This is a genomic window from Nakamurella panacisegetis (assembly GCF_900104535.1).
GTDB lineage: Bacteria > Actinomycetota > Actinomycetes > Mycobacteriales > Nakamurellaceae > Nakamurella > Nakamurella panacisegetis.
In genome coordinates this window covers 3,463,463-3,489,439 of record NZ_LT629710.1, presented here as the reverse complement: position 1 = coordinate 3,489,439, position 25,977 = coordinate 3,463,463, and the positions used below count along the sequence as shown (strand labels likewise).

General features: G+C 66.9%; 21 protein-coding genes, 4 tRNA genes and 4 pseudogenes. 18 read left to right on the top strand and 11 right to left on the bottom strand.

The features are described from left to right. Positions 1-40: 40 nt before the first annotated feature. Positions 41-784: a hypothetical protein gene (locus BLS97_RS22970; RefSeq protein ID WP_157695464.1), complete on the top strand. Its 744-nt coding sequence runs from the start codon at positions 41-43 to the stop codon at positions 782-784. Here BLS97_RS22970 and BLS97_RS15630 read toward each other — a convergent pair. Together BLS97_RS15630 and BLS97_RS15625 are read right to left on the bottom strand one after the other, a co-directional pair. Next, positions 762-1,400 carry a DedA family protein gene (locus tag BLS97_RS15630; protein WP_090477385.1) on the bottom strand — a complete coding sequence of 213 codons (639 nt, stop codon included), beginning with the start codon at positions 1,398-1,400 and terminating at the stop codon, positions 762-764. The two genes, BLS97_RS22970 and BLS97_RS15630, sit on opposite strands and share 23 nt — an antisense overlap. Before the next feature lie 158 nt (positions 1,401-1,558). Beyond that, positions 1,559-1,996 carry a MarR family winged helix-turn-helix transcriptional regulator gene (locus BLS97_RS15625; RefSeq protein WP_090477384.1) on the bottom strand — a complete coding sequence of 146 codons (438 nt, stop codon included), beginning with the start codon at positions 1,994-1,996 and terminating at the stop codon, positions 1,559-1,561. Between the two features lie 131 nt (positions 1,997-2,127). On the opposite strand from BLS97_RS15625, the pseudogene BLS97_RS15620 reads away from it, so the two are divergent. From BLS97_RS15620 to BLS97_RS24530, 5 genes and pseudogenes are all read left to right on the top strand, one after another. After that, positions 2,128-3,363: pseudogene (locus tag BLS97_RS15620) on the top strand (MFS transporter). Positions 3,364-3,406: 43 nt separating this feature from the next. Beyond that, positions 3,407-4,333: an alpha/beta fold hydrolase gene (locus tag BLS97_RS15615; RefSeq protein ID WP_197676205.1), complete on the top strand. Its 927-nt coding sequence runs from the start codon at positions 3,407-3,409 to the stop codon at positions 4,331-4,333. A 12-nt stretch (positions 4,334-4,345) separates the two neighbouring features. Further along, positions 4,346-4,483 (top strand): annotated as a pseudogene (locus BLS97_RS24535) (LuxR C-terminal-related transcriptional regulator); the annotation flags it as partial. A 125-nt stretch (positions 4,484-4,608) separates the two neighbouring features. After that, complete coding sequence (locus tag BLS97_RS15610) at positions 4,609-5,430, top strand: class I SAM-dependent methyltransferase (RefSeq protein ID WP_090477381.1); 822 nt, start codon at positions 4,609-4,611, stop codon at positions 5,428-5,430. 138 nt (positions 5,431-5,568) lie between these two features. Beyond that, positions 5,569-5,862 (top strand): annotated as a pseudogene (locus BLS97_RS24530) (hypothetical protein); the annotation flags it as partial. Here BLS97_RS24530 and BLS97_RS15600 read toward each other — a convergent pair. Then, a complete protein-coding gene (locus BLS97_RS15600) occupies positions 5,815-6,705 on the bottom strand; it encodes an alpha/beta fold hydrolase (RefSeq protein WP_090477379.1) in 891 nt (296 codons plus the stop codon). The pseudogene BLS97_RS24530 and the gene BLS97_RS15600 overlap by 48 nt on opposite strands. An 86-nt stretch (positions 6,706-6,791) precedes the next feature. Here BLS97_RS15600 and BLS97_RS15595 point away from each other — a divergent pair, with 86 nt between their 5' ends. Beyond that, entirely contained in the window at positions 6,792-7,259 is a 468-nt protein-coding gene (locus tag BLS97_RS15595) for a MarR family winged helix-turn-helix transcriptional regulator (RefSeq protein WP_090477377.1), read from the top strand. Between the two features lie 39 nt (positions 7,260-7,298). After that, on the top strand, positions 7,299-7,523 hold the full coding sequence (locus BLS97_RS24525) for a CGNR zinc finger domain-containing protein (protein ID WP_157695463.1): 225 nt from the start codon (positions 7,299-7,301) through the stop codon (positions 7,521-7,523). Here BLS97_RS24525 and BLS97_RS15590 read toward each other — a convergent pair. Continuing rightward, on the bottom strand, positions 7,512-8,111 hold the full coding sequence (locus BLS97_RS15590; RefSeq protein ID WP_090477375.1) for a TetR/AcrR family transcriptional regulator: 600 nt from the start codon (positions 8,109-8,111) through the stop codon (positions 7,512-7,514). The two genes, BLS97_RS24525 and BLS97_RS15590, sit on opposite strands and share 12 nt — an antisense overlap. 101 nt (positions 8,112-8,212) lie before the next feature. On the opposite strand from BLS97_RS15590, the gene BLS97_RS15585 reads away from it, so the two are divergent. From BLS97_RS15585 to BLS97_RS15570, 4 genes and pseudogenes are all read left to right on the top strand, one after another. Continuing rightward, positions 8,213-9,055: an SDR family oxidoreductase gene (locus BLS97_RS15585; protein ID WP_090477373.1), complete on the top strand. Its 843-nt coding sequence runs from the start codon at positions 8,213-8,215 to the stop codon at positions 9,053-9,055. Positions 9,056-9,135: 80 nt separating this feature from the next. Further along, on the top strand, positions 9,136-9,690 hold the full coding sequence (locus BLS97_RS15580; protein WP_197676202.1) for a cupin domain-containing protein: 555 nt from the start codon (positions 9,136-9,138) through the stop codon (positions 9,688-9,690). Beyond that, positions 9,687-10,640, top strand: coding sequence for an alpha/beta hydrolase (locus BLS97_RS15575; RefSeq protein ID WP_090477371.1), 954 nt, complete (start codon positions 9,687-9,689; stop codon positions 10,638-10,640). The genes BLS97_RS15580 and BLS97_RS15575 overlap by 4 nt, the downstream gene beginning before the upstream one ends. A 51-nt stretch (positions 10,641-10,691) precedes the next feature. Continuing rightward, a pseudogene (locus BLS97_RS15570) lies at positions 10,692-11,115 on the top strand (nitroreductase family deazaflavin-dependent oxidoreductase). 111 nt (positions 11,116-11,226) lie between these two features. Here BLS97_RS15570 and BLS97_RS15565 read toward each other — a convergent pair. Both BLS97_RS15565 and BLS97_RS15560 read right to left on the bottom strand, forming a co-directional pair. Next, complete coding sequence (locus tag BLS97_RS15565) at positions 11,227-11,814, bottom strand: TetR/AcrR family transcriptional regulator (RefSeq protein ID WP_090477369.1); 588 nt, start codon at positions 11,812-11,814, stop codon at positions 11,227-11,229. 24 nt (positions 11,815-11,838) lie between these two features. After that, complete coding sequence (locus tag BLS97_RS15560; RefSeq protein ID WP_090477367.1) at positions 11,839-12,273, bottom strand: ester cyclase; 435 nt, start codon at positions 12,271-12,273, stop codon at positions 11,839-11,841. Positions 12,274-12,678: 405 nt separating this feature from the next. On the opposite strand from BLS97_RS15560, the gene BLS97_RS15555 reads away from it, so the two are divergent. Further along, positions 12,679-13,050 (top strand): YccF domain-containing protein, encoded by a 372-nt coding sequence (locus tag BLS97_RS15555; protein ID WP_090477365.1) that lies wholly within the window; start codon positions 12,679-12,681, stop codon positions 13,048-13,050. Between the two features lie 225 nt (positions 13,051-13,275). On the opposite strand, the gene BLS97_RS15550 is transcribed toward BLS97_RS15555, so the two are convergent. Next, a tRNA-Val gene (locus BLS97_RS15550) sits at positions 13,276-13,350 on the bottom strand. 266 nt (positions 13,351-13,616) lie between these two features. Between BLS97_RS15550 and BLS97_RS15545 the strand changes: the two genes are divergently transcribed. The 4 genes from BLS97_RS15545 (at position 13,617) to BLS97_RS15530 (ending at position 14,525) form a co-directional block, all read left to right on the top strand. After that, entirely contained in the window at positions 13,617-14,060 is a 444-nt protein-coding gene (locus BLS97_RS15545; protein WP_090477363.1) for an SsgA family sporulation/cell division regulator, read from the top strand. 160 nt (positions 14,061-14,220) lie between these two features. After that, positions 14,221-14,293 (top strand) — tRNA-Gly (locus tag BLS97_RS15540). Positions 14,294-14,333: 40 nt separating this feature from the next. Further along, positions 14,334-14,404, top strand: a tRNA-Cys gene (locus BLS97_RS15535). A gap of 49 nt (positions 14,405-14,453) precedes the next feature. Then, positions 14,454-14,525: transfer RNA gene (locus tag BLS97_RS15530), tRNA-Val, on the top strand. Positions 14,526-14,695: 170 nt separating this feature from the next. Here BLS97_RS15530 and BLS97_RS15525 read toward each other — a convergent pair. The 4 genes from BLS97_RS15525 to BLS97_RS24520 form a co-directional block, all read right to left on the bottom strand. Further along, positions 14,696-14,962 (bottom strand): hypothetical protein, encoded by a 267-nt coding sequence (locus tag BLS97_RS15525; RefSeq protein WP_090477361.1) that lies wholly within the window; start codon positions 14,960-14,962, stop codon positions 14,696-14,698. A 61-nt stretch (positions 14,963-15,023) separates the two neighbouring features. Further along, positions 15,024-15,158: a hypothetical protein gene (locus BLS97_RS24255; RefSeq protein ID WP_269457448.1), complete on the bottom strand. Its 135-nt coding sequence runs from the start codon at positions 15,156-15,158 to the stop codon at positions 15,024-15,026. A 168-nt stretch (positions 15,159-15,326) separates the two neighbouring features. Beyond that, positions 15,327-22,172, bottom strand: a complete 6,846-nt coding sequence (locus BLS97_RS15520; protein WP_157695462.1) for an OmpL47-type beta-barrel domain-containing protein — start codon at positions 22,170-22,172, stop codon at positions 15,327-15,329. Between the two features lie 210 nt (positions 22,173-22,382). Continuing rightward, positions 22,383-23,150, bottom strand: coding sequence for an MmyB family transcriptional regulator (locus tag BLS97_RS24520; RefSeq protein WP_407938021.1), 768 nt, complete (start codon positions 23,148-23,150; stop codon positions 22,383-22,385). 528 nt (positions 23,151-23,678) lie between these two features. Here BLS97_RS24520 and BLS97_RS15510 point away from each other — a divergent pair. Further along, complete coding sequence (locus BLS97_RS15510; RefSeq protein WP_231988135.1) at positions 23,679-25,943, top strand: HAD-IC family P-type ATPase; 2,265 nt, start codon at positions 23,679-23,681, stop codon at positions 25,941-25,943. Positions 25,944-25,977 lie beyond the last annotated feature (34 nt).

Below are 25,977 nucleotides of genomic sequence, written 5' to 3'. Positions count from 1 at the left end.
CCGAGACGCGCGATCACGGATGCCGATGGAGGCGACGAAGATGCCGGCCGTTCACCTGCCGCGCGGGGCCCTGCTGGCCGTCGTGGCGGCATTCGTCCTTGGCGGGTGCAGTACCTCCACTCCTGGCTCGTCGACCCCGGCCGCGTCGACCGCGTCCGCAGTGGCCTCCCCGTCGGCCGCGGCATCGGCTTCCCGGCCACCGAGCACCCTCGGCTCGTCCCCGGTCGCGACGACCGGAGCGGCTGAGCCGTCGTCCACCACGTCCACGATCGCCACCCCGAGCCCGACGGCCTCCAGCAGCCCGACCACCACCGCGCCGGCGTACAGCGCGACGACGAGCCACAGCCGGACGAGTTCCCCGGCCTCCTCTTCCGCGGAGCCGACGCGCACCGGAGATGGCGTCCTGCCCACCGATCTGAAGGGCGTGGTCTACGGGTACATCAAGGCGGTGGACGTCAAGGCATCGCGCCTGACCTTGGACAAGGTCGACTGGTTCACCGGCGCCGCGGCTCTGAAAGCCTGCGAGGAGGACAAGGTCTCGCATGAGGCCTGGGTCAACGGATGGTGCTCGAAGTACTACATCCGCAACGTCAACCCGACGCTTCGCGTCGTCTCCGTCAGCCCCCACGTCTCGGTCACCACACTCAACGGCAACGGCCAGGTCACCGGCGATCTGGCGTCCCTCAAGAGGCGAATCGCGACGGTCACCGGCTCGGGGCGGACGTATCGACTGACTGTGCACAACGGAATGGTCACGACGGTCACCGAGATCTATTCGCCCTGACCACGGAGCCTCGAGAACGCCGACGACGGATGATCCACACGGCGATCCCGAGCACCACCAGACCCAACACGACCCAGCTGAACAAACCGGCATAGTTCTCCAGCTTGGTGTAGCTCGCCCCGGCGAGAAATCCCAGCACGCCGAATCCGACACCCCAGATGATCCCTCCGGCAGCGTTCCAGGTCAGGAACGTGCGGTACCGCAAGCCGACGGTCCCGGCCATGCCCGGCATGACCGCCCGCAAGAAGGCCGTGAACCGAGCCAGGAAGACCGCGCGGCCGCCCAGCCGTCGCAACCGTTCCTTGCCTCCGTCGAGCGCAGACTGATGCCGGCGAAAGATCGGGAGTCCCAGTATTCGGTTTCCGAACAGCCGCCCCACCTCATATCCCACCGAGTCCCCGACCACAGCCGACAGGACGACGACGATCAACAGCAGTGGCAACGAGATGGAGTGCCGGTAGGCCAGCACACCGCCGAGGATGACGGCCGTCTCCCCCGGCAGCACGAAGCCGACGAACAGCGCCGCCTCCGCGAACACCAGACCACCGACCACGGCATAGGCCGGCCAGCCGTGAAAGGTCAGGACCGGGTCGACGATGGCGCTGATCAGACTCATGACCCGGCGATCGACGAGCCTTGGCCGACGCGGATCGATGGCGGGCCGAAGGGCGGGTGTTCCATGGTTCGAATACTACGTCCTGCGTAGTAGCGGTGCTGTTCTGATCCAATCACGTTGGCGCGCAATGCGTACCGCCACCGTCGAAGGGATTCGCCTCAGACGGCGCGCACCGCGCGCACCAGGGGTGCCAACTCCGGCCGTTGTTCGGCGGCGTTGATCGCCTGCCGCAATGCATCGTCGTGGGTGGGGCGGGCCGCAGTCAGCAGCGCCGTGCCGGCGGGAGTCACGTCCGTGTAGATACCGCGACGGTCGGTCGGGCACAGGTAGCGCGCCAGCAGTCCGCGATCCTCCAGTCGGGTCACCAGCCTGGTGGTGGCACTCTGGCTGAGCACGACCGCCTGGGCGACCTGATTCATCTGCAGATGTCCACCCTCGCCCGAGTGCTGACGGCTCAGCACATCCAGCAGCGAGAACTCTCGGATGCTCAGTGCGTGGCTCGTCTGCAGGGCACGCTCGATGGTCGACTCGATACTTCCGTGCAACGCCGACAACGCCCACCAACCGTCGATCAGCGAGGGATCAGTCGCCGTCATCGGTGCCTCCTGTCTCTCCGGTCACGTCTACCCGATATTACATCGAGCAGCGGCAACCCGCGATTGCAATAGCCCGCGCCTGCAATTAGTGTAGGCGCCTGCTACCACTGATCGCACAGAAAAGGTCGTTCATGCCTCTCGCCCTGCTCGCCTTGGCCATCGGTGCCTTCGGGATCGGCACCACCGAGTTCGTCATCATCGGACTGTTACCCGAGATCGGCGGCACCTTCGCCGTTTCCGTCCCCACCGCCGGATGGCTGGTCACCGGTTACGCACTGGGCGTGGTCATCGGCGCGCCGCTGATGACGGCACTGGGGACCAAGATCCCCCGCAAGACCATGCTGATGGCCCTGATGGCGGTCTTCGTCGCCGGGAATCTCCTCTCGGCGGTCGCCCCGACGTTCGCGGTGATGCTGTCCGGACGGCTGCTGGCTTCGCTGGCGCATGGTGCGTTCTTCGGGATCGGGGCGGTGGTCGCCGCCGACCTGGTCGCCCCGCAAAAGCGCGCCGGAGCGATCGCGACCATGTTCACCGGCCTGACGATCGCCAACGTCGTCGGGGTCCCACTGGGCACCTACATCGGACAATCGGTGGGGTGGCGCACCACCTTCGGCCTCGTCGCCGCGCTCGGAGTGGCCGGGTTCGTCGGCATTGCCGCTCTGGTACCCCCTGTCGCCAAGCCGGCCGGAGTCCACCTCCGGGCCGAACTGACCGCCTTCCGGAACGTTCAGGTGCTGCTCGCCATGGCCATGACGGTGCTCGGTTTCGGTGGGGTCTTCGCGGCCGTCACCTACCTGGCCCCGATGATGACCACGGTCGCCGGGTACTCCGCGGGCGCTCTCACGTGGCTCTTGGTGATCTTCGGCGTTGGCATGGTCGCCGGTAACCTCCTCGGAGGCCGATTCGCCGACCGCTCGCTGATGCCGATGCTGTAAATGACCCTCGGATCGCTGGCTGTCGTACTCGGCCTGTTCACCTTCACGGCGCACAACAAGGTGCTGGCAGCCGCCAGCATCGCCTTGGTCGGGGCCTTCGGCTTCGCCACCGTTCCGCCCCTGCAGAAGCGCGTGCTCGACCAAGCTTCGGGCGCCCCGACCTTGGCCTCGGCGGTGAACATCGGAGCGTTCAATCTCGGCAACGCACTGGCGGCCTGGCTCGGAGGCCTGGTCATCACGGCCGGCCTTGGGTACACGGCACCGAACTGGGTCGGGGCGCTGCTGGCCGTCAGTGCCCTGGCACTGGCCGTTCTCTCGGGAACCCTGGAGCGGCGGGCCGTTCACCCGGGCTCACGGACCGGGACCGAGCCGTGGACCGTTGACGCACACTCGAGCGGCACCATTCCGGTTCAGATCCACACGAATCCCTGACCATTCGCGACCAGCGGTTCATCAGCGGCACTACCCTGTTCTGATGAAGTGGGCCGCCAGTTCCCAGCCTCCACAGCAGATCAAGTTCTGCAATGCGCCGGACGGCGTGCGGATCGCGTACGCCGTGCACGGTCGCGGGCCGGCCCTGCTAATTTCCACCTGTTGGCTCAGTCATCTGCAATTCGATTGGCAGAGTCCGGTCTGGCGACACTTTCTCATCGAGCTCGGGAAGATCGCCACGGTCGTCCGCTTCGACGAACGCGGCCACGGCCTGTCGGACTGGGATGTCACCGACCACAGCTTCGAAGCCCGGGTCGGCGATCTCGAAGCCGTCGCCGACGCCGCCGGCTTCTCGACCTTCGCGCTGATGGGCATGGCCCAGGGCGGCCCCGTTTCCGTCGCCTATGCCGTGCGGCACCCCGAGCGCGTCACGCGAATGCTCTTCTACGGCAGCTTCTCCAACGCTGGACGACTGATGACGGCCGAGGACCGCGAACTCGACGATGCGTTCGAACCAATGATCAAGGCCGGCTGGGCGCGTCCGGACTCGACGTTCCGCCGCGTCTTCACCTCACTCATGATCCCCGCCGCCACCGAAGAGCAGATGACCTGGCTGGATGATCTGCAGCGGATGGCGACCTCCGCCTCGACTGCCGTCATCGCTCGCCAGCAACGTCGCCAGAGCAACGTGGACGAATTGCTGGGCGAATTGCGCGTGCCCACCTTGGTGCTGCATGCGACCGGTGATCGGATGAACAGATTCGAATTCCGACGTGAGCTGGCCTCCGGGATTGCCGGGGCCCGGTTGGTGGCGTTACCGAGCGACAACCACATCGTCCTTCAGGACGAACCGGCGTGGCCGATCTTCGTCGACGAAGTGGACCGGTTCCTCGAGGAGGATCGAAGAACATCGAACGCCGAGCCGCTGCCCGACAGCCTGTCCGAACGCGAGCTCCAAGTGCTGCAATAGGTTGCCGACGGCCACGACAACCATGCGGTCGCCGCCACCCTTCACCTCAGCGTCCGGACCGTCGAACGGCACCTGCAGAACATCTACGCCAAGCTGGGCCTGCAGGGGCACTCGGCCCGCATCGTGGCCGCCGCCCGCCTGCGCGCCTGAAGTCTGCGCGTTCGCCGCCACCTCGGCGATCCGGGCGACGGCACAAATGGGTAGGGACGCGGATGTGACGCGCCCAGTCGTCGATCTACCTTCGATTCACCCCCCGAACCGAAGGAGAGAACACCATGACTGAATCATCGATCACACTCGATCCGATCAAGAGCAAGCATCGGGCCATATGGGCCCTGGGCGACTACGACCGCGTATCGGTCGAGGTGGTCGGCGGGCTCGGTCCGGCACTCGTCGAGGCGGCCGACATTCGCCCCGGTGATCGGGTTCTCGATGTTGCCGCCGGGTCGGGCAACGCGAGCCTGCCCGCCGCCGCGCGCGGTGCTTGCGTCGTGGCCACGGATCTCACACCCGAACTCATCGAGACCGGCCGTCAGCGTTCGGCCACACGTGGCCTGGCCGTGGACTGGAAGGAAGCGGACGCCCAGTACCTGCCGTTCGGAGACGACGAGTTCGACGTGACGCTCTCGTGCGTCGGCGTGATGTTCGCGCCGTTCCACCAGCCGGTGGCCGACGAACTCCTCCGGGTGACCCGGTCGGGCGGCCGGATCGCCATGATCAATTGGACCCCGGAGGGCTTCATCGGACAGATGTTCGCGGCCATGAAGCCCTTCGTGCCGGCTCCCCCGCCGGGCTCCACTCCCGGACCCCGTTGGGGTGCAGTGGATCACGTTCGCGAACTGTTCGGCGATCGGATCGCCGGCCTGCGGGCGGAGCGCCGGTTGCTGCCGGTCGACCGGTTCACCTCCGGTGCCGATTTCCGCGACTATTTCGCCACCCACTACGGACCGACCCTGGCCGCGTACCGCAACGTCGCCGACGACCCGGATCTGACCGCGGCTCTCGATGGAACGTTGATCGAGCTGGCCAACGACCATGGCGCCGTCGACGGACACATGGACTGGGAATACCTGCTGGTCGTCGCCGAGGTTGCCTGAGCTACCGCCGAGCCTTCACCGGTCGTAGCCCGCAAACCCCGACTACCTCCCGACCCGATATCCGGACGGGTCCCAGCGCGCGTCTTCAGTCGCGAGCCCCACTTGTAAGAAGAAGTTCGGTACTCCTCTTGCCGCCCCTTGCTCGAAGTGATGCGCGCGCTGGCCGCCGACGGCATGACGATGGTGGTCGTCACCCACGAAATGGGATTCGCCCGCGACGTAGCTGACCGGGTCGTCGTTGTGGACGAAGGCGTCGTAGTCGAGTCGGGTCGGACGGACCGGTCCGAACTGGAGCAACCCGCATCGTCCGGCCCAGGCCGCAGGGTTACCACGACGGACGGTGAAGGTTCCTGCCCGCTCTGCGAGCGACGTTTCCGGGCGGGGTTAGTCGTTGTCGATCTTGTCGATGAAGTTCAAGAGCGCTGCGGCTAGCTGGTCGGGCGCTTCCTGGGCCACATAGTGGCCGACGCCGGTCAGCTCAATCGCTGAGATCTCGTTCGCACTGACCTGCTGGAGGGCGGAGGCGGTGAACGCGCCCCCGAACGCCCCGATCGCGAGAACGGGCATCGTGAGCGGAGCGGCTGACGCCAAGGCTCGGATCTCGGCTCCTTCATTCAGCATCGAGCGGTAGAGGCCGGTGGCGCCGCGGAAGCCACCAGAGCGAGCATAGGTGCGGACGAACTCCGTGGTATCGGCCTGGGTGACGGCCGGGGCGACCACGCCGAAGGACGGGTAGAGGTGGCCGGCGATGAAGTCAGATTCCCTTCCGGTGAAGAGAGTTTCGGGAATCCCGGGGGTCACGAGCGCGCCGATGTACCAGGCGCCACCCTTGGTCACGTCAGCCAGCCGTTCCGCACCGAATCCCGCCAGACCTGTCTCGACACCGGTGAGGCTGAGCACATCCTCGGGGTGAGTGGCCGACAGCCGGAAGACGACGCCGCCGCTGATGTCTTGACCGAGCACGTGCATCGGTCCGACCGCGAGGTGGTCGATCAGATGGTGAAGGGCGTCCGCTGCCAACGCGCCGTTGTAGTCCCCTTCGGCATTGTCCGAATCTCCGAACCCACGCAGGTCAACGGCGTAGACCCGATGTTGTCCGGCCAGTAGCGGAATCAGCTTGTGGAAGGCCCACCACGTCTCGGGGAAGCCGTGGACGAGCAGAATCGGAGAGCCACCCTCGCCGGCGGATACGACGTGTTGCCGGGCGCCGTCGATCTCGACGAGATGGTGGCGGACGACCGGAATGGTGGCTCCGGTGGGCGACGTGAGAGTCATGCAGTCTCCTCAGAGTAGACAACGCGGTTGTCGACAACATAGACAATTAGGTTGTCGACGTCAACTCGTCCGATAGGCTGCGGCGTGTGAGTCGATCCGGTGCTGATCTCGCTTTGCTCCTACTTGGCGGCTTCCGTGTCTTGGCCGATCGTGCGAGTGCCGAACTCGCTGTCCGCGGATACGAGGACGTGCGTCCGGTGCACGACTTTGCGTTGCGGGCGATCATGTCCGGGGCAGACAGTGCCTCCGAGCTGGGACGGCGCATGGCGGTAACGAAGCAGGCGGCCGCCAAGACAATTGCCACGCTCGAGGAACGCAACTACGTACTGCGCGAGGTAGATCCCTTGGACAAACGGTGCATGCGCATCCGGATCACCGACCACGGGCTCGCCCTGCTGCGCACAGGCGAAGAGCTCTTCGATGAAATGCGCGCGCAGTGGGAGGCCGAATCAGGAGCCGACACCATTGCTGCGGTCGAGAACGCGCTTCGTCGCCTGGTCGGTGTCAACGCTATTCGGATCGACATGCCGGGCTGGGACGCGCGCGACCTGTGAGTCACGCCGGCCTGCCCTGGCCCTGGCCTCGTGGGGCCGATGTTCGTCGACACCTCGCAAGCGGGCACCCGTCGATGCTGCGGCATGATCGAATGCGGTAGCAATGCAAAAGGTCGCAGCCTTCCGAGCCCGGCGCCGTGCCACAACGGGTCGTCGAGGTCCGCCTCGGGTGAAACCCTGGTGCGTCGCTTCTGCATCGACATATCGCCGACGTCGGCGGCGCAGGTCCACTACGGGATCTCGACCGAATCCCTAGGTGACTGAGCCTTCGGCGGCGCCATCTGACGCGAGACCGTGAAGGTAGGTGGACAGGATGCGCTTGCAGGTTGCGTCCCAGCCCGGGCCGTGCGATCGCGGTTGAGCGAGCATCGCGCCGAGCGCGACGATGTCACGCGGGCTGACGTCGGCCTTGATCGTGCCGTCTCGACGGCCACGGTCGATCAGGCACTGAACAGTGCGGTGGACTTGGTCGCGAACGGCAATGGTGGCCTCATCCGTGACCGGCGGGCCGCCGTGCAACGGCAGGACGAGCTGATCCCGCAATGCGATCGCGGCCTCGATGAACTGCCGCAGAGCGTCGCTGCCGGTCGATCCGAGATTCTCGGCCGCCGTTGCATTGGCCAGGACCATCTCGAAAGATCGGTGCGTGAGGTAGTTCAACAGGTCCTCGCGGGTTGCGAAGTGTCGGTAGAGGGTCCCGATGCCGACACCGGCGTCTTCCGAGATGGTCGACATTCGCACGCGTAACCCCTCGCGATGTACCGCCGCTATGGCCGCCTGCACCAGGGCGTCACGATTGAGAGCGGCGTCGCTGCGCTGCTCACGCGCGCTCCGTGGGATCGGAAGGTCCATGAGTTCATCTAACCGCCGTTTCTGCTTCCGAGGTCGTGAAGTATGCTCGGCCCGCCCGGAGGAAATCCTCCGGTTAGCAGCCACCTAAGAGGAGCGGCCCGATGCGAGTGCTGACTATCGGTGCGACCGGCCAGTTCGCGGGCCTCGTGGTACCGACGCTCGTTCGCCGAGGCATCCAGGTTCGGGCCTTGATCCATGACCCCGACAAGGCGGGCCGACTCGCGGACACCGGAGCCACAGAAACAGTCTTTGGCGATCTGCGAGATCCGGTCAGCATGGGCGCGGCGCTCGACGGTATGGACGGCCTCTTCCTCGTCTTGCCCGCATTCGCCCCGGATACCGCCGAACTGGGGACCGCCATGGTGGCTGCCGCTCAAGCGGCCGGTGTCCGGCGCGTGGTCTTCTCCGGCGTCTACCATCCCTCGCTATCGCTGGTGAACCACGCAGACACCCGCCGGATCGAGGAAGCTCTCTTCAACTCGGACCTCGAGTTCACCGTGCTGCAACCCGCGATGTTCATGCAGGGCATCGTGTCCGGCTGGAGATCGGCCGTCCGCGACGGCGTATTCGCGATGCCCTACTCGAAGGACTCGGCGATGACATTCGTCGACTACCGCGACGTGGCCGAGGTCGCGGCGATCGCCTTCGCCTCCGACCGCCTCGTCAACGGAACCTTCGAGCTGGCCGCCGGTGGAATGGTCACACGCACCGAGTTGGCCTCGCTCATGAGTCGCCACGCGGGGCGGGACGTCGCGGCCGTCGACGTCGAGCCTGACGTCGCATTGCAGGGCATGCCCGACGGGGCGATGCGCGAGGGACTGGCGGCAATGTTCAGCGCCTACACCGCCCACGGGTTCCACGGCGGCAACAACCTCGTACTGGCCAGCATTCTCGGTCGCGCGCCCCGCACGCTCGACGCATTCTTCGCCGAGCTCGAGCACTGACCGGTGGCACGGTCGCCCATCAACTCCATTCCATCGCCGATCCGCACCACGGCCGATCTGTACCACCGCTGAGGAGAACCGTGACCGATCACGCTGCCCCCGTGCCACCCGACGACCACTCTCGCGCGTTGACCATTGCGCGCCCGGACCAGGATGAACGCCTGCCGCACATCGGATTGGTCGGCGACACGTACACGATCCTCGTCAACGGGAGCGAGACCGCCGGCAAGTACACGCTGATCGACATGCACGTCCCACCAGGTGGAGGTCCCCCACCCCATCGCCATGACTTCGAAGAGATGTTCACCGTCCTCGACGGCGAGGTCGAGGTGACCTTCCGGGGTGAGACTATCGTTGCCCGCCAAGGCGAGACGATCAATGTGCCGGCGAATGCCCCGCACTCGTTCACCAACTCCACCGACGTACCATCGCGGCTGCTCTGCTTGTGTGCACCGGCCGGACAGGAGGAGTTCTTCACCCTCGTCGGCCAAGCCGTCGCCACTCGCACACAGCCCCCGTTGCCACTGAACCCCGACGAGCAGAAAGCGTTCATCGAGAAGGCCCAGGCGCTCGCACCGCAATACAAGACCGAATTGCTTCCGCCCCCCGGCACCACCCAGGAGAAACAACGATGACGTTCTCGATGGATCCCCAAGTCGACGCCGTGCTGGCCGCGGCGTTCGCATCCAACGGCCCGCCGCCGGCGCCACCCGCGGGTGATGTCCAGGGCCGCCGCGCCGCACTGAACCCGATGCTGGATTACTTCAACAACCAGGCCCAGACCGCGCCCGACGGGGTCGAGATCTCCGACCACCAAGTCCTGGCCGCCGACGGCACCGAACTCTTGGCCCGCTGGTATCGCCCGTCGGCGGGCGGCAGCGGCGCGGCCGTGCTCTACCTCCACGGCGGCGGAATGATCCTCGGCTCGGTACCGATCTTCGACGGCCCGGTCGCGCGGTACGTCGCCGGAAGTGGCGTGGCCATGCTGTCCATCCAATACCGGCTCGCTCCCGAGCACCCTCACCCCACACCCGTCGAGGACGCCTACGCCGGGCTGACGTGGCTGGCCAACCACGCACCACAGCTCGGCGTCGACCCGGACCGGCTCGCCGTGATGGGAGACAGCGCGGGCGGCGGTCTGGCCGCCGCCCTGGCGATCCTGACCCGCGACCGCCGCGGCCCCCAACTGACCCACCAACTACTGATCTACCCGATGCTCGACGACCGCAACACAACCCCGGACCCGCAGATCGTCCCCTTCGCCGGCTGGTCCTACGACGACAACATCACCGGCTGGGACGCGCTTCTGGGGGCTGGACACGAACACCGCGACATCGACACATCCGCTGCCCCCGCCCGGATCACGGACGCCACCGGACTCCCACCGGCGTACATCGAGGTCGGGCAGTTGGACATCTTCCGCGACGAAGACGTCCGGTACGCGCTCACCCTCAGCCAGGCCGGCGTCCCCGTCGAGCTGCACCTGCACCCAGGCGTGCCCCACGAATACGACGCAATCGCCTCCACCTCTGACGTGGCCCGCCGGGCACAATCCGACCGCGAGCGGATACTCCGCAGCCTCTGAGCACCTCGATTCACCGGACATCGCAACCTATGCCATCGGAGGAACCCGAGAATGACCGCAGCACCCGGGAATCAGAACGAGCGGATCATCGCCGAATTCCGCGAAAAACAACGGACAGGTCGGCGGCAACTTCGCCGGAGCGCCGCTACTGCTCCTGCACACCGTCGGCGCCCGCAGCGGACAACCGCGCATCAACCCGATGATGTACCTCGAGGACGGCGACGCATTCCTCGTCTTCGCCTCGAAAGCCGGATCGGACCGGAATCCTGACTGGTACTGGAACCTGCGCGCGTCCCCTGACGTCACTATCGAGGTAGGAACCCAAACGATCGAGGTCCACGCCACCGAGCTGGTCGGCCCGGAGCGCGATACGAAGTTCGGCATTCAAGCCGCCCGGTATCCAGGGTTCGCCGGTTATCAGCAGAAGACGAACCGGGTCATCCCAGTCATCAAACTCCAACGGCGAGTTCCCTGACCCCGCAACATCCGAAGGGATCACCGAAGCCGAGACGGCGATCCCGACCGTCATCCACCTGGTCACAGTCCGTTGGCCAGACGCGAAGATCCTTGTGCACCTGAGTGATCGTCAATGATCCGCTTGAGTGTCGGGTGTCGCGACGGGACGAAGCAGGCGCTCGATTGCGGTTCGGATGGTTGCTCGACGTGCAGCCAGTTCCTGGCCCCCCAGTTCCTGGAACACGTCAGCCGGGATCGCCCATGCCAGCAGCAATGCGAACATGAGCGCGAGTAGGTGGTCTGCGGGGAGTCCCGCGGTAGCCGCTGCGCCGGCGGCCTCTACCTGCCGGATCATCTCGCGGTAGGTCGCATCCTCTGAGGCCGGTGTTGCGTTGAGTTCGATATTGCGCCAGGAGAACAGCCGCAACGAGGTTGAGTTCTGCATCCAGTAGTCGAACAGCGCGACCGCGTAGTCAGGCAAGGAGCCCGGCGTGAACGGTACCGCAGCGGCGACCCGCTCGACGTTGTCCGCCAGGACCGCGTCGAACAGGCCTGCCTTGGACGTGAAGTGGTCGTAGATGAGTCTCTTGTTGACGCCCGCCGATGCGGCGATGGCATCGATTCGTCCCCCGGCGAAGCCGTTTCGCTGAAATTCCTCCCGGGCGGCCTCGAGCAGCTTCTGCCTGGTCGCGGCGGCGCGATCGGCACGAATCCCCATCAGAGGATGCCCCGGCAGTTCGGGCTAAGCGGCAAGCTGATCAAGGACGCTCTTGTTATCGACCCGTACATACTCCTCGACAAGACGCCCCTCGTCGTCCATGCGGAAGATGTTGATGAGATCGAAGATCACTCGCTTGCCGTTGGGCGGGAGCGGACCAGCAGGGGACTGGGTGAACTCCCGGACGAAGGTGCCCTCGATCCAGGTTTGGCAGGCGATGTCGTTGCCCTCCACCAGGATGATTCCTCGCCGGATCGAACGGTCATCGAACGCGGCGCGCACCGACTGGAAGTACTCGCTCAAGCCTGCGAAGTCGGACTCGAACCCGCCCGGACCATGGAACCGAAAATCAGGGCTGAAATAGTCCGCCACCTCCTCCGGAGCCTCACCTGAGACCTCGAGCTCTCCCGCTCGCACAAGGCGGGCAACCAGCTCATCACGGCTGTACTGCTGTGTCATTGGTCTTCACTTCTCCTCGGCGGCCGAGCGGCCGTTCGGTAACTGACTGGATACCCAGGACACTACTCCTCCGGTAACCAGATAGTTACCGAAACCCATGGTGTCGACGATCAGATCGACCCTGGACCAGTCAGAGGGCGCTGTGCCACCTCGCTGGGCGCTTCACGCTGGACGAGGTCGCCGACCAGGTGGCGCTCACCTCGGGGACGGCGCACCGGTCCGAACTGGAGCAACTCGCTGTCGGCTTTGGCATCCTCCGACCTGGGCCGCAAGGTGACCTCGAAGGACGGTGAGCTGTTCCTGCATACTCTGCTGGCGACATTCCGGGAATCGAACTCCTAGCGGACTCTGGACCGCCCTCGATCTGGACGCCGACTCCCTCCCCCGACAGCAGGGACCCCGACCATGCGCTTGCTCCTGAACATCATCTGGCTGGTCCTGTGCGGCTTCTGGATGTGGCTGGCCTACATCGTGGCCGGCCTGGTCATGTGCCTGTTCATCGTCACCATTCCGTTCGGTCTCGCCTCCTTCCGGATTGCCAGCTTCGCGCTGTGGCCGTTCGGGCGGACCGCGGTCAACCGGCCCGGCGCCGGCGCCCCGTCGTTCGTCGGCAACGTCATCTGGTTCTTCCTCGCCGGCATCTGGCTGGCCCTCGGGCACGTCATCACGGGGCTGCTACTCATGATCACCATCGTCGGAATCCCCTTGGCCCTGGCCAATTTCAAGCTCATCCCCGTGTCGCTGGCGCCGCTGGGCAAGGAAATCGTTCCAGTCTGAGCGCCGGGCAGCTTCGCCGATCACCACGCACCAATCGTCGCGCTGATCAATCCGTCCCGTTTCCCGGGGTTCCTGTCCGAACCCCGGCCGTGGCGCTTTCAGGCCGCAGACTCACGGTTCCCGAACCACCCCGCGCGATTTCCGAGACACTGCTGCATCCCTGGCCCGAACAGCAACAGAGCCGGTCCCGGACATCCCGGAACCGGCTCTGACCTGCGGTGATGATGGTGGGCGATCGGGGTTTCGAACCCCGGACCTCTTCGGTGTGAACGAAGCGCTCTCCCACTGAGCTAATCGCCCGGGAACCGGTGGGAAGTCCTCGGCTCACGGATGCACCCGCTTCGGTGCAGGAATCACGATACCCGAAGCGCAGGCAGCCCCAAACCCGCCGGTCCAGCGGCCCCAACCGTCGCCTCCCGGGCCCCGAGGGTAGGCCGACCGGGTGAATCTGATAAACCAGCGTGACAGCGCCCAACCGCCTACGTCTCCTTGGCAACGAACCAGAGGAAGAGCAGACCAGCGGATCCCCCCGCCAGCCCGCCGTCCAGATCGACAGGAGCAACAGAATGGCAACCCAGCCGACCGCCATCCGCCACCACTCGGTGATCGCCAGGACTGGCATGACACTGATCGCCGAGGCGGGCGACATCGAGGTCGACGCGGAACTGAGCTTCCACAGCCGCGACCCGTTCGCGATCCGCGTCCTCTTCTCGGTGGCGTCGGCTCCGGCCGTCGAGTGGGTCTTCTCCCGCGATCTGCTGATCGACGGGCTCAGCGTTCCGGCCGGGGCCGGCGACGTCCAAATATTCCCGTGCCACGCCGGCATCGTCTTCGAGCTCAGCTCCCCCAGTGGCCGCGCCCGCCTCCTGGCCGACCCCGAGGTGTTGACCACATTCGTGCAGGACACCCTGGGCGCCGTCCCGCGGGGTGCCGAGTCCAGGTACTTCGACCTCGACCTCGAGATCGCCCTGCTGGCCGACCTGCAACTTCCCGGGACGCCGCAAAGCTGATCGGTTCGGTCGGCGGGTCCTCTGCCGAGGGGTGGACCCGCCGACCGGACCGACCCGAACGAGCCGGTTTGGAACACGCCTCGCGGTCGGCTAGAGTTTCTAACGCGCCCCGAGAGAGCGAAGAGCTTGCGAGAGCAGATCTTCAAGGATCGGGGAACGTGCGAACGTAGCGCAGTTGGTAGCGCATCACCTTGCCAAGGTGAGGGTCGCGGGTTCGAATCCCGTCGTTCGCTCGATGCAGGCCCGCATCCGAAAGATGCGGCAGCCTTGCTCGGTGGGATGGCCGAGAGGCGAGGCAACGGCCTGCAAAGCCGTGTACACGGGTTCGAATCCCGTTCCCACCTCACACCAGCTCCATCCGGTGGATCCGGCCCCGACGGATCCAGCACACCCGGGCGATTAGCTCAGCGGGAGAGCGCTTCCCTGACACGGAAGAGGTCACAGGTTCAATCCCTGTATCGCCCACTCTCTGACCTGCGGAAGCAGGCAAGATTTCGAGTCACGCGGCTCGGAGCGCGTCACGAGGCCTCCCGCGGCGGTCAGATTTCGACCCGCAGACATCCCTCCCCCTGGACACCAGAAGGCCCCCTCACCGACGTGGTGAGGGGCCTTCTGCGTCCCCGGGGCGGGGGTGGTTACGTCAGGTCCGGACGGTCGGCCGGGTCGAAGCTCCGGCCGCGCTCGTCCTGGAAAACGATGTTGTCCGGCGTGTGGGCCTCCGCCCAGGCAAGGACCTCACCGAACGAGGCGAACGTCGGCCCGTGGACCGGTTCCGACTCCCGATCGGCCACGTAGGTCACATGCCAGCCTTTTTGAGGGTCCGGCAGTTGCTCGACGGCGTTGGGTCCCATGATGTTGGTTTCGTCGAGGTACCCGATCCAGGCCCGCGAGCCGGAAAGCACGCATCGGGCGACAGGGGGATCTCGTCGGCGGTCACCGGGGTCACCGCGTCAGATCGTCGGCTCATACACGGCGGTCGTCCCGCCCGCTGCGCCCATCGTCGACGGTACTCAGGCGTGGACGCTGCCGCCCGGTCTGGTTGCCGCCGGTGACGCCTACCACGCCGTACCGCCCGGCGAGGATGCCGACGATTCCCATGATCGGGACGGTACGCCGACGGCCCGCTCCGAGTCCCGCAGCAGGCTGATCGCCATCACCACCGCGCCGATCCCCAACAGCAAGCCACCGGCCAGGACGGCACGGCGCGCACACCGAGCAGGAGCGGCCCGATGATGCCGGCCGGGGATCGGTTTGCACGCCGCATGCTTACCGGAGGCCGATGTTGACGTAGTAGGTCTGTCCGTCGTCCAGGGTGACGCCGACGCGCCAGTAGCTGCCGGCCTGAGTCTTGTCGGTCTTCCAGTTGTATTGGTACTGCGTGCCGTCCCAGGTGTAGGTGCCGCCCACGGTCTCGGTAGCGGTGTACGTCATCTCGTTGACCGCCGCGGTCATGGCGCTGCCCTTGACTGGGTTGAGCCACTTCGGCGCGCTGCCGGCCTGGATGACCGTGCCGGCGGCGTTCTTCAGCTGGAACTTCATCGGGATGGTCTGGCCGGCGTTGAAGACGCTTGTTGACAGGCCGGTCTGGTGGGCGGTGTCGTTGACCGGCTGCAGGAACAGGGTGCTCCCGTAGCCATAGACAACCGTGTAGGTGACTGTGGCCGTGCCCGCATTGCCGGCCTTGTCGGTCGCCGTCGCGGTGTAGGTGAAGGTGCCGACGCCGTTCGCGGTGCCGCCGGTCCGGCTGCCGGTGGCGGGGGCGGCCAGGCCGCTGGTCCCGTCGGTGGCGCTCGCCGTCGCGGTCGGGACCGCTCCGACGGTGTAGACGGCGCCGTCCTTGACCCCGCCGACGGTCACGCTCGGGGCGACCGTGTCGACGTTGATGCTGCCGACGGTGGTGGTGCCCTTGTTGCCGGCGTTGTCGACTGCGGTGCCCGTCGCGTTGTTGGCGCCCTGGGCGGCGAGTGTCGCGTCCGGCTGACAGCTGGCGATCCCGCTGAGCGCGTCCTTGCAGTCGAACTGGATCGTCACCGCGCTGCCGTACCAGCCGGCAGCGTTGGGGCTGGTGGTGGCCTTGCCGGTGATGGTCGGCGCCGTCTTGTCCACCAGGACGGTGGCTGTGCCGGCAGTCTCGGTGTTCCCGGCGTTGTCGACGCTCCAGTAGGCGACGTTGTGGATGCCCTCGGTGGTGATGCTGACCGTCGTGCCGGTCTGCTGCGCTCCGCCATCGAGCGTGTAGTACGTGCTCGCCACGCCCGACAGGTTGTCGGTGGCGCTGAGCTTCACGGAGACGTCGCTGTTCTGCCAGCCGCTGGGGGCGGTGGCGTTGGTGCTCGGGGCGTGCCGGTCGATCTTGACGCCCGTGACGGTCGTGCTGACCGTGTTGCCGGCCTTGTCGCTCACCGAGGCGCTGGTCGACAGGGCGTCGCCCTCGCTGGTGATCGTACTGTCGGCCGGGGTGGCTCCATCGATGCCGGAGAGAGCGTCAGCGGCGGTCCACTTGACGGTGACGTCGGCGCGGTACCAGCCGTTGCTGTTCGGGGCCGCTGCGGCGGCGCCGCTGAGGGTCGGGTCGGTCTTGTCGACGTTGACGCCCGTGATGCTGAAGGCGTCGCTGACGTTGTCAGCCGCGTCGGTGGCGGTGCCGCCGGCGCTCTGGTTCGCGCCCTCCGCGAGGGTCTTGGCGGCGGGACAGGACAGGATTCCGGAGAGTCCGTCCTGGTCGGCGCAGGTGAACGTCGCGGTGACGTCCGCTTTGAACCACTTGTTGGCGTTTGCCTCGGCCGACAAGGTGCCGGTGACCGTGGGTTTGGTCTTGTCGACATTCACTGTTGTCTCATCGGTGGCCGAGTTGCCGGCCTTGTCCGTCGCGGTGCCCTGGACATTCTGCGCGGCGCCCTCGCCCTTGGTGACGGGGGCCGTGCAGCTTGCAAGGCCGGAACCGCTATCGGTGCAGGTGAAGGTGACCGTGACGTCACTGTTGTTCCAGCTCCGGGTGTTCGCGGCCGGCGCCTGGGCGTGACTGATGCCGGGAGCGGTCTTGTCGATCTTGACGGTGACGTTCTTCTGGGCCTCGACGTTGCCCGCGACGTCCACGCTCCACACCTGGAGGGTGTGGGCGCCCTCGCTGTCGATGGTGACGCTGGTGCCGTCCCCGACCGGCTGGCTGTCGAGCTGGTAGTGCGTGGCCGCGACGCCGGAGAGGTTGTCGCTGGCGGTGAGCTGCACGGTGACAGCGCTATTGCTCCAGTCGGAGATGTCGGAGACCGTCGTGGTCGGGGCGGTCCGGTCGATCTTGACCGGGGCGCTCTTCGTGGAGGTCTCGTTGCCGGCCAGGTCACGGACCGAGGTGCCGGCTGTGAGGCCGGTGCCCTCGCCGTCGATGGTGCTGTCTGCCGGCGCCGCGCCGTCAAGGCCCGAGAGGGCGTCAGCGGCGGTCCACCTGACGGTGACGTCGTCGTTGTACCACCCGGCCCCGTTCGGGGCGGTGGTGGGGGCGCTGCTCAGCGTCGGAGCGGTCTTGTCGATGTTGATCGGGCCGACCGTGGCATCCGTGCTGTTGCCGGCGGTGTCGGCCGCGGTGCCGTTGACCGCTTGCGCCGTGCCCTCGCCGAGTGTGGAGGGGGCCGGGCAGCTGGCGATTCCGGACAGCGCGTCGTCACAGCGGAAGCCGACCGTGACGTCGCCGGCGTACCAGTTGTTGCTGTTGGCCGCCCGGTCGGGCGTCCCGGTGATGGTCGGCTTAACGGTGTCGATGCTGATCATGGCGTTGTCCGTGGACGTGTTGCCTGCGTTGTCGACGGCGGTCCCGGGGACAGCCTGATCCTGCCCGTCGGTGCTGACCTTGGCGTCTGGGGAGCAGGTCGTGACGCCGGAGAGCAAATCGTTGCACTGGTAGGCGACGATGACCGGCTGGTTGTTCCAGCCCTTGCCGTTGGGGGCCGGGGTGACCGTGTGGCCGACGGTCGGCTTGGTGAGGTCGATCTTGACGGTGGCCGTCTGCGGGGCCTCGGTGTTGCCGGCCTGGTCGACGCTCCAGTACATCAGGGTGTGGACACCTTCCGTGTCGATCGTCAGCGAGGTGCCCCGGACAGCGGGACCCTTGTCGACCGCGTAGTAGGTCGCGTCGACCCCCGACAGGCCGTCGGCCGGGTGCAGGCTGATCGTGACCGCGCTGTTGTTCCAGCCGCCCGGCGCGTCGGCGCCGGTGGTCGGGGCGGTGCGGTCGATGTTCACCCGGGCACTGTCGGCGGTGGTGCTGTTACCGGCCTTGTCGCTCACCGTCGCCGTGTCCTTCAAGCCGGAGCCCTCACCGGTGATGGTGCTGTTGGCGGGAGCGGAGGCGACGCCGGAGCGGTCGTCGGCGGCCGTCCAGGCAATGGTGACGTCACCGGTGTACCAGCCGTTGCTGTTCGCGGCGACAGTGGGCTTGCCGGTCAGCGTCGGCGCGGTCTCGTCGACGTTGATGCCACCGACGGTGGTGCCGGCCGAGTTGCCGGCCGCGTCGACCGCGGTGCCATCGATCGACTGGTTCGTGCCCTCACCGAAGGTCTTGTCAGCGGTGACCGTGTCGATCCCGGACAGCGTGTCCTGGCCGTCGAAGTGGGCGGTGACGTCGGTGTTGGTCCAGCCGGACCTGTTGGCGGCCGGGGTGCGGCTGCCGGCGATGGTCGGCTTGGTCTTGTCCAGGCTCACCGTGGCCGGGTCGGTCGCGGTGTTGCCGGCGTTGTCCGTCGCGTTGCCGGGGACCGGCTGGTCCTTGCCCTCGGCACTGACCGTCTGCGGTGCGGTGCAGCTCTTCACACCGGACAGACCGGGTTGGTCGGCGCAGGTGAAGGTAACCGTGACGTCGGCGTTGTTCCAACCATTGCCGTTGGCCGCCGGGGCGAGCGTGTGGCTGATGGTCGGTGCCGACTTGTCGATCTGGACCGTGACGGTCTTGGCGATCTCGGCGTTGCCCGCGAGGTCGGTGCTGCCGTAGGAGATGGTGTGTGTCCCCTCGGCGGTCAGCGTGACCGTGGTGCCGACCTGCTGCGCTCCCCCGTCGACGCTGTAGTGCGTCGTGTCGATGCCGGACAGCGCGTCGTGGGCAGTCAGGGTGACGTCGACGCTGCTGTCGACCCAGCCGCTCGGTGCGGAGACGTCAGTGCTGGGCGCTGTCTTGTCGATGTTGACCGGTGCGCTGGTGGCGCTGGTGGTGTTGCCGGCCTTGTCGCTGACCGAGGCGGAGGCCGTCTGGCCCTCACCTTCGGTGGACAGAACCGAGTCGGCCGGCGTGTCCGCGAGGCCCGAGAGCGCGTCGTCAGCGGACCAGGTCTGGGTGACGTCGGTGTTGTACCAGCCGTTCCCGTTCGGGCTGGTGGTCGGGGCAGCGCTAAGGTTCGGTGCGGTCTTGTCCACGTTGATGCCGGTGACGGAGGTGCTGGCGCTGTTGCCGGCGTTGTCGGTGGCGGTGCCGTCGACCTGCTGGCCGGCGCCCTCGCCGAGGTGCTGTGGGCCGGTCACCGTGTCGATACCGGACAGGCTGTCCGTGCCGTCGAAGGAAACGGTGACGTCGTCGGAGTACCAGCCGGCGGTGTTGGCCACCCGGTCGGGTGCGCCGGTGATCGTCGGTGCGGTCTTGTCCAGGTTCACGGTGGCGGTGCCCGTGATGCTGTTGCCGGCGTTGTCGGTGGCGGTGCCGGTGACCTTCTGCGCCTTGCCCTCGGTGGTGACGTTCTGGGGGGCGGTGCAGTCCTTCAGCCCTGACAGCGCGGTCTGGTCGACGCAGGAAAAGCTCACCGCAACGTCGCTGTTGTTCCAGCCGTGCGCGTTCTGCTCCGGCGACTGGCCGGGCGTGATGCCCGGCGAGGTGAGGTCGACCTCCACGGTGAAGCTTTGCGCTGCCTCCCGGTTGCCCGCGTTGTCGATCGAGTAGTAGCTGACGGTGTGGACGCCCTCGACGCCGACCGAGACGGTGTCGCCCTTGGTCGCGGTGGTCGCGCCGTCCACGGCGTAGTAGGTGCTGTCGACGTCCGAGAGGTTGTCGCTGGCCTTCAGGCCGACGGTCACCGGCGCGTTCACCCAGCCGGCGGGGACACCGGTAGCCGCGGTGGTCGGAGCGGTGCGGTCGACCTTGATGCCGTCGACCGTTACGGAGGTGGTGTGGCCGGCCCTGTCGGTGACGCTGGCGGAGGCGGACAGGTCGCTGCCCTCGCCCTTGACAACCGTGTCGAGGGGGCACGCGACGACACCGGACAGGTTGTCGGCGCACGTCCAGTGGATCGTGACATCGCCGGTGAACCAGCCCTTGCCGTTCGGTGTGCCGAGGACCGTGCCCGTGATGGTCGGGGCGGTCTTGTCGACGTTCACCGCCGGGGTGGTCACCGACCCGCTGTTGCCGGCGGCGTCGGTCGCGGTCGCGGTGTCAGTCTGAGCCGCGCCCTCGCCGAAAGTGTGCGCCTTGTCCTGGATCTTGATGCCGGACAGGGCGTCGGACGCAGTGTAGGTAGCTGTGACGTCGTCGCCGTACCAGCCGTTGGCGTTCGGCGCCGGCAGGGGGTCAACGGTGATGATCGGCTTGGTCTTGTCGATGCTCACGGCAGCCGGGTCGGTCGCGGTGTTGCCCGCGTTGTCCTTCACCGTGCCGGTGACGGCCTGGGCCGTGCCCTCCGTGGTCACCGTCTGCGGGCCCGTGCAGCTCGCGACGCCGGACAGTGCGTCGGAGCAGGTGAACGTCACGATGACGTCCCCGTTGTTCCAGCCGTCCACGTTGGCAGCCGGGCTCTCGGTGTGGCCGATGGTCGGCGAGGTCTTGTCGATGCCGAAGCTGACCGTGTGCGCGGCCTCGGTGTTACCAGCGGCGTCCGTGCTCCAGAACGTCAGCGTGTGGTTGCCCTCGGCGGTCACCGGCACGCTGGTGCCGGCGGTTTGCGCGCCGCCGTCGAGCTGGAAATAGGTCTTGTCCACTCCCGAGAGCCCATCGTTGGGGACCAGGGTCAGCGTGACGTCGCTCTTGTTCCAAGCCGGCGGCGCAGTCACGGTGGTGTTCGGGGCGGTCCGGTCGATCTTGACGGCCGCGGACTGCGCGTTCGTCGAGTTGCCGGCCTTGTCGGAGGCGGTGGTGCTCGCGGTCAGCGCTGTGCCCTCACCGGTGATCGTGCTGTTGGCCGGGTTGGTGGTACCCGACAGCGCATCGGCAGCGGTCCACGCGACGATGACGTCGCCGTGGTACCAGCCGGCCGCGTTCGGGTCGGTCGTCGGCTTGCCCGACAGGGTCGGGGCGACCTCGTCGATGCTGATGCCGCCCACCGTGGTGCTCGCGGTGTTGTCGGCGTTGTCGGTGACCGCGCCGGTGACCGACTGGTTCGCGGCACTGGTGCCGAGCGTGGTGGGGTCGCTGGATCTCTTGACACCCGAGGTCGCATCGCTCGGCGCGAAGGACACGGTGACGTCGGTGTTGTTCCAGCCGTTCGCGTTCGCGGTCGGGGTGCGGGAGCCCGTGATGGTCGGAGCGGTCTCGTCGAGCTTGACGGTCACCGGGGCCGCAGTCGCCGTGTTGCCGACGTTGTCGGTCACCGTCGTGGTCCTGGTCGTGATCCCGTCGGCGGTGACGGAGTCCGTGGCCGGGGCGACGCTCCTGACGCCGGAGCCGCCGGTGTCCGCGCCGGTCCACGTGACCGTGACGTCGGCCTTGTTCCAGCCTGCGCCGTTCGGGGCCGGGCTGAGGGCGCCGGTGGCGGAGGGGGCGGTGTTGTCGAGCGTGTAGGCGGCGGACTGGACGCCGAACGTCTCGTTCTGGTTGGCCACGCACTTGCCCTGGCCGTTCACGTTCCGCCACGCCTTGGTTGTGTACTGCACGACACCGCTGCCCGTGCCGGCGGTTAGCCACGGGTAGGCCGAACCGCTGAACGTCCAGTTGCTCTGGCCCTTGGATGCGCTCTGCGTCGCGATGGTGTTGCCGTTGCCGTCGAGGACGTCGACGCATTGGGTGTTGCCGTCCGTGCTGAGGGTCAGCGTGAGGGCGCCGCCCTGTTTGGCGTACACGGTCCCGTTCGCGGCCGTGAAGGTACCCGACCCGCCGCTGAACGCGGCGGAGGTCACCGAGGCGGCCGTGGCCGCTGGGGCCGTCAAGACGCCCGCCGTCAACATCGCCGCGGCAACCATCGCCAGGCCGGGCCATTCAAGCCGCCGACGTCCGAACGGGGCAAACCCGCGAGCACTCAGTGACGAACGGCGATCAAACATCGACATAAAGGGCCCCTAATAGGTGTAAAACGAATCAAACGGGCGCCAGCCTGCGGAGCGTAACCTACACACAGTCACCTCGACGTCCAGCTCGGTTTAATCACCCAAACGGGTCACCGGCCTCGCCCGCCGAAACCACGGCATCAGTGCAGGTAGATCCTCCGACTCATGCCCGGAACCCGATGCGAGGGTTAGCATTTCGTACCCGAGTGTCATGTCACCGACCACCGGGTGATGGATCTCCTTCATGCCGGCGGAGCGTGCGCGGACCGCGTGTCCACCCCACCAGATCTGGAAATCGGACCCGCGGGTGGCAAGTTCGCCGACGACGGCCATCAATTGCGCGGTCGCTTGGGTCCCGGCCGGCCAACAGCGCGTCCCCGACACGGATTCCGGCGCCGCGGCTTCCCCGCCCGGATAGAACGGCCGAGAACGCTCGTACAGGAACATATGTCGAGCCGCGTTCAACGCGGGCACGCCGGCCGGGAACCGGTGCGAGAAGATCGCCACGCTCGCAGTGGAGTTCCGGGGTGAAGGCCAGGGTCTCCCGCCCACCGGTCCGCAGCGCCCAGCTCGAGGTGTCACCGATCGAACCAACGGAACGAAAGAGCGACGGAATTCAGACTCATCCGAAGATCTGGCCGGGCGGTTCCCAAGTAGTCCACCCACGAGGGGGGCCACGTGGTCGAAGTAGCCCCCGGACTCGTCCCAGGTGACCAGGACGAGTGCATCGGGGACGTGGCTGGTGATCTCGTCGACGGTCTGACGGACGAACTGCACGCCCGCGCTGATGGTGTCGCCATGGCCGGGGGTGTTCGCTGTGGTAGCCCAGCCCCTTGACGAAGCTGACCGCGGGCAGCGCATGGGCGGTCACATCGCCAGCCAGCTGGGTGTAGTCGCGGATGTGCGCGGCGTTGTCCGCCTGCCCGGGGATGTACTCGGGGGGCAAGTCGCTTGGGTCGAACACGCACGGGTAGTTCGGGACGTGGGACGGGCAATCCGCGGGCGGCAGCGCGCATCCCCCGGTGCCGTTCGCTGGCTTCATCGCGGTGTAGCCCGCCAACATCCCGGGCCTGGCGGATCGCGCCTCCCCCGGCACTACGCTGGAATCGGCGACGGCGTCGAGCTCTCCGCAAAGGGTCTGTCGGGCCCCCAGCCGCGTGATGCTGCCCCGGTCCGAGAACCGGATCTTCCTGCCCGGCACGACGGTACGAACCAAAGGTGGCGTGAATGCCTTTCGAGTCACGTTCGGAGGAGTCGCGATCACCCGGCAACCCTCAACTTGAGAAGGGACTCACCACAGAGCAGGTCGCTACGCGGGTGGCGCGTGGGCAGGCGAACACCACGGACCAGACGTCCTCGCGGTCGATTCGAGACATCATCCGGACCAACGTGTTCACCCGGTTCAACGCCCTGCTCGGTGCGTTGTTCGTGCTCGTGACAATCACCAAATCGTGGGCCGACGGCCTGTTCGGAGTGGTGCTGGTGGTCAACGCCGCGATCGGCATCACCCAGGAGTACCTGGCCAAGCGGAAACTCGACCGCCTGGCACTCCTCAACGCGCCGACCACCTGGGTCGTGCGTGACGGCCACCTGGCCCAAGTACGGACAGCGCAGGTCGTGATCGACGACCTGATCGAACTGCGGACCGGCGATCAGGTGGCGGCGGACGGGCGTCTGCTCAGCGCTGCGGGTCTGGAGGTCGACGAGTCGACTCTGACCGGGGAATCCGATCCGGTCCCCATGACCGCGGGAGACGACGTCCGTTCCGGCACCACCGTGGTGGCCGGCAGCGGGCATTTCATCGCTGCGGCCGTCGGGGCGAACTCCTATTCGCACCGAATTCTCTCCGAGATGCGCAAATTCACCCGGACGACCTCCGAGATCCAGCGATCGGTGAACACACTCTTGCGGTACATCACCTGGATCATTGTGTTCGCGTTGCCCCTACAGATTTGGTCGCAAACGCGGGCCATCGGAAATCAGGGCTGGCGCGAGGTCGTCATCAGATCGACCGGCGGCCTCGTCGGCCTTGTGCCCGAAGGACTTGTACTGCTGACATCAGTTGCCTTCCTGCTGGCCGCCGTTCGCCTGAGCCGCCAACAAGTTCTCGTCCAAGAGCTGCCCGCCGTCGAAGGGTTGGCCAGAGTCGACGTGGTCTGCCTGGACAAGACCGGCACCCTGACCATCGGCGACATCACCTTCGAGGAGCTCCTGCCGCTTGGCGACGCCACGGCCGACGAGGTACGCCCCCCACTCGGCGCCCTGGCCGACGACCCCAATGCCAACGGCACGCTCAAGGCCGTCGCCCGGGCGGTGGTCGCGCCGCCGGGCTGGCAACGGGAGCACACCACCGCCTTCAACTCGGCCCGCAAATGGAGCGCGGCCGAGTTCACCGGAAGAGGAACCTGGCTGTTGGGAGCACCGGACGTGCTGCTCGCTCCGGACGATCCGATCCGCGATCAGGTCGGCCGACTCACCGCGACCGGCCGCCGGGTCGTGCTGCTGTGCCACTCTCGAAGTCCCTTGCGCCAGTCAGATCTCCCGGCTGACCTACACCCGAGGGCTCTGGTCGTACTGTCCGAGCGCGTGCGGCCGGATGCGGCCGAGACACTCCGGTATTTCAGATCGCAGAACGTCGATATCCGCATCATCTCCGGTGACAACCCGGCGACGGTCGCCGCGATCGCCCAGCGGGTCGGACTGGAATTCACCGACGACGGCGTGATCGACGCCCGGACGATCAGCACTGACCCGGATCAACTGCGCGACGTCGTCCGCCACGCCAGCATCTTCGGTCGGGTGTCACCGGAGCAGAAGCGGTCTCTGGTACAGGCGCTCCAACGCAACGGCCACGTCGTGGCGATGACCGGCGACGGCGTCAACGATGCCCTGGCCCTGAAGGAGGCGGACATCGGCGTGGCCATGGGAAACGGGGCGCAAGCAACCAAGGCAGTGGCGCAGCTGGTCCTCCTGGATGGCCAGTTCGCACACCTGCCATCGGTCCTGGCCGAGGGCCGGCGGGTGATCGGCAACGTCGAGCGGGTGGCCAACCTGTTTGTGGCCAAGAACGTGATGAGTCTGGTCGCCATAGTCACCGCGGCGGCGTTCTCCCTGCCGTTCCCCTTCCTCCCCCGCCATCTGACCCTGGTCTCCACCCTGACCATCGGGATCCCGGCATTCTTCCTGGCGTTGGCGCCCAACCGGAGGCGATACGAACCGGGGTTCCTGCGGCGCGTCCTGCGCTTTGCCGTGCCCTGCGGATTCGTCGCCGGGTCCGTCGTGATCGTCTCGTACCTGCTCGGGCGGCACAGGTACGGCCTCGCCAACGGGTCGAGCTGCGTCATACTCGGCGGCGGCCCAAGTCCGCAGGAGGTTGCCTGCTGGCAACCCGGAACCGGCGCCGCCGTGGCACTTCTGGCCACATCGTTCTGGATTCTGGTGGTGCTGGCCCGGCCGTTCGACTGGCGGAAGACGCTGCTGATCGGATCTCTGGCGGTCATCGCCGCCACCGCCTTCGTTCTGCCGAGCACTCGAACGCTGCTCAACTTCGACCTGCCCAGCGGTCTCCTGGTCCAATCCTTGATCGTCGGAGTCTCGGGCGCCGGCGCCGTAGAGGTTGTCCTTCGACTGGTGTCGCGCCAGGAACGCGACTGACCCGGCACATCTACCGCCCTTTCCATCACGGTTA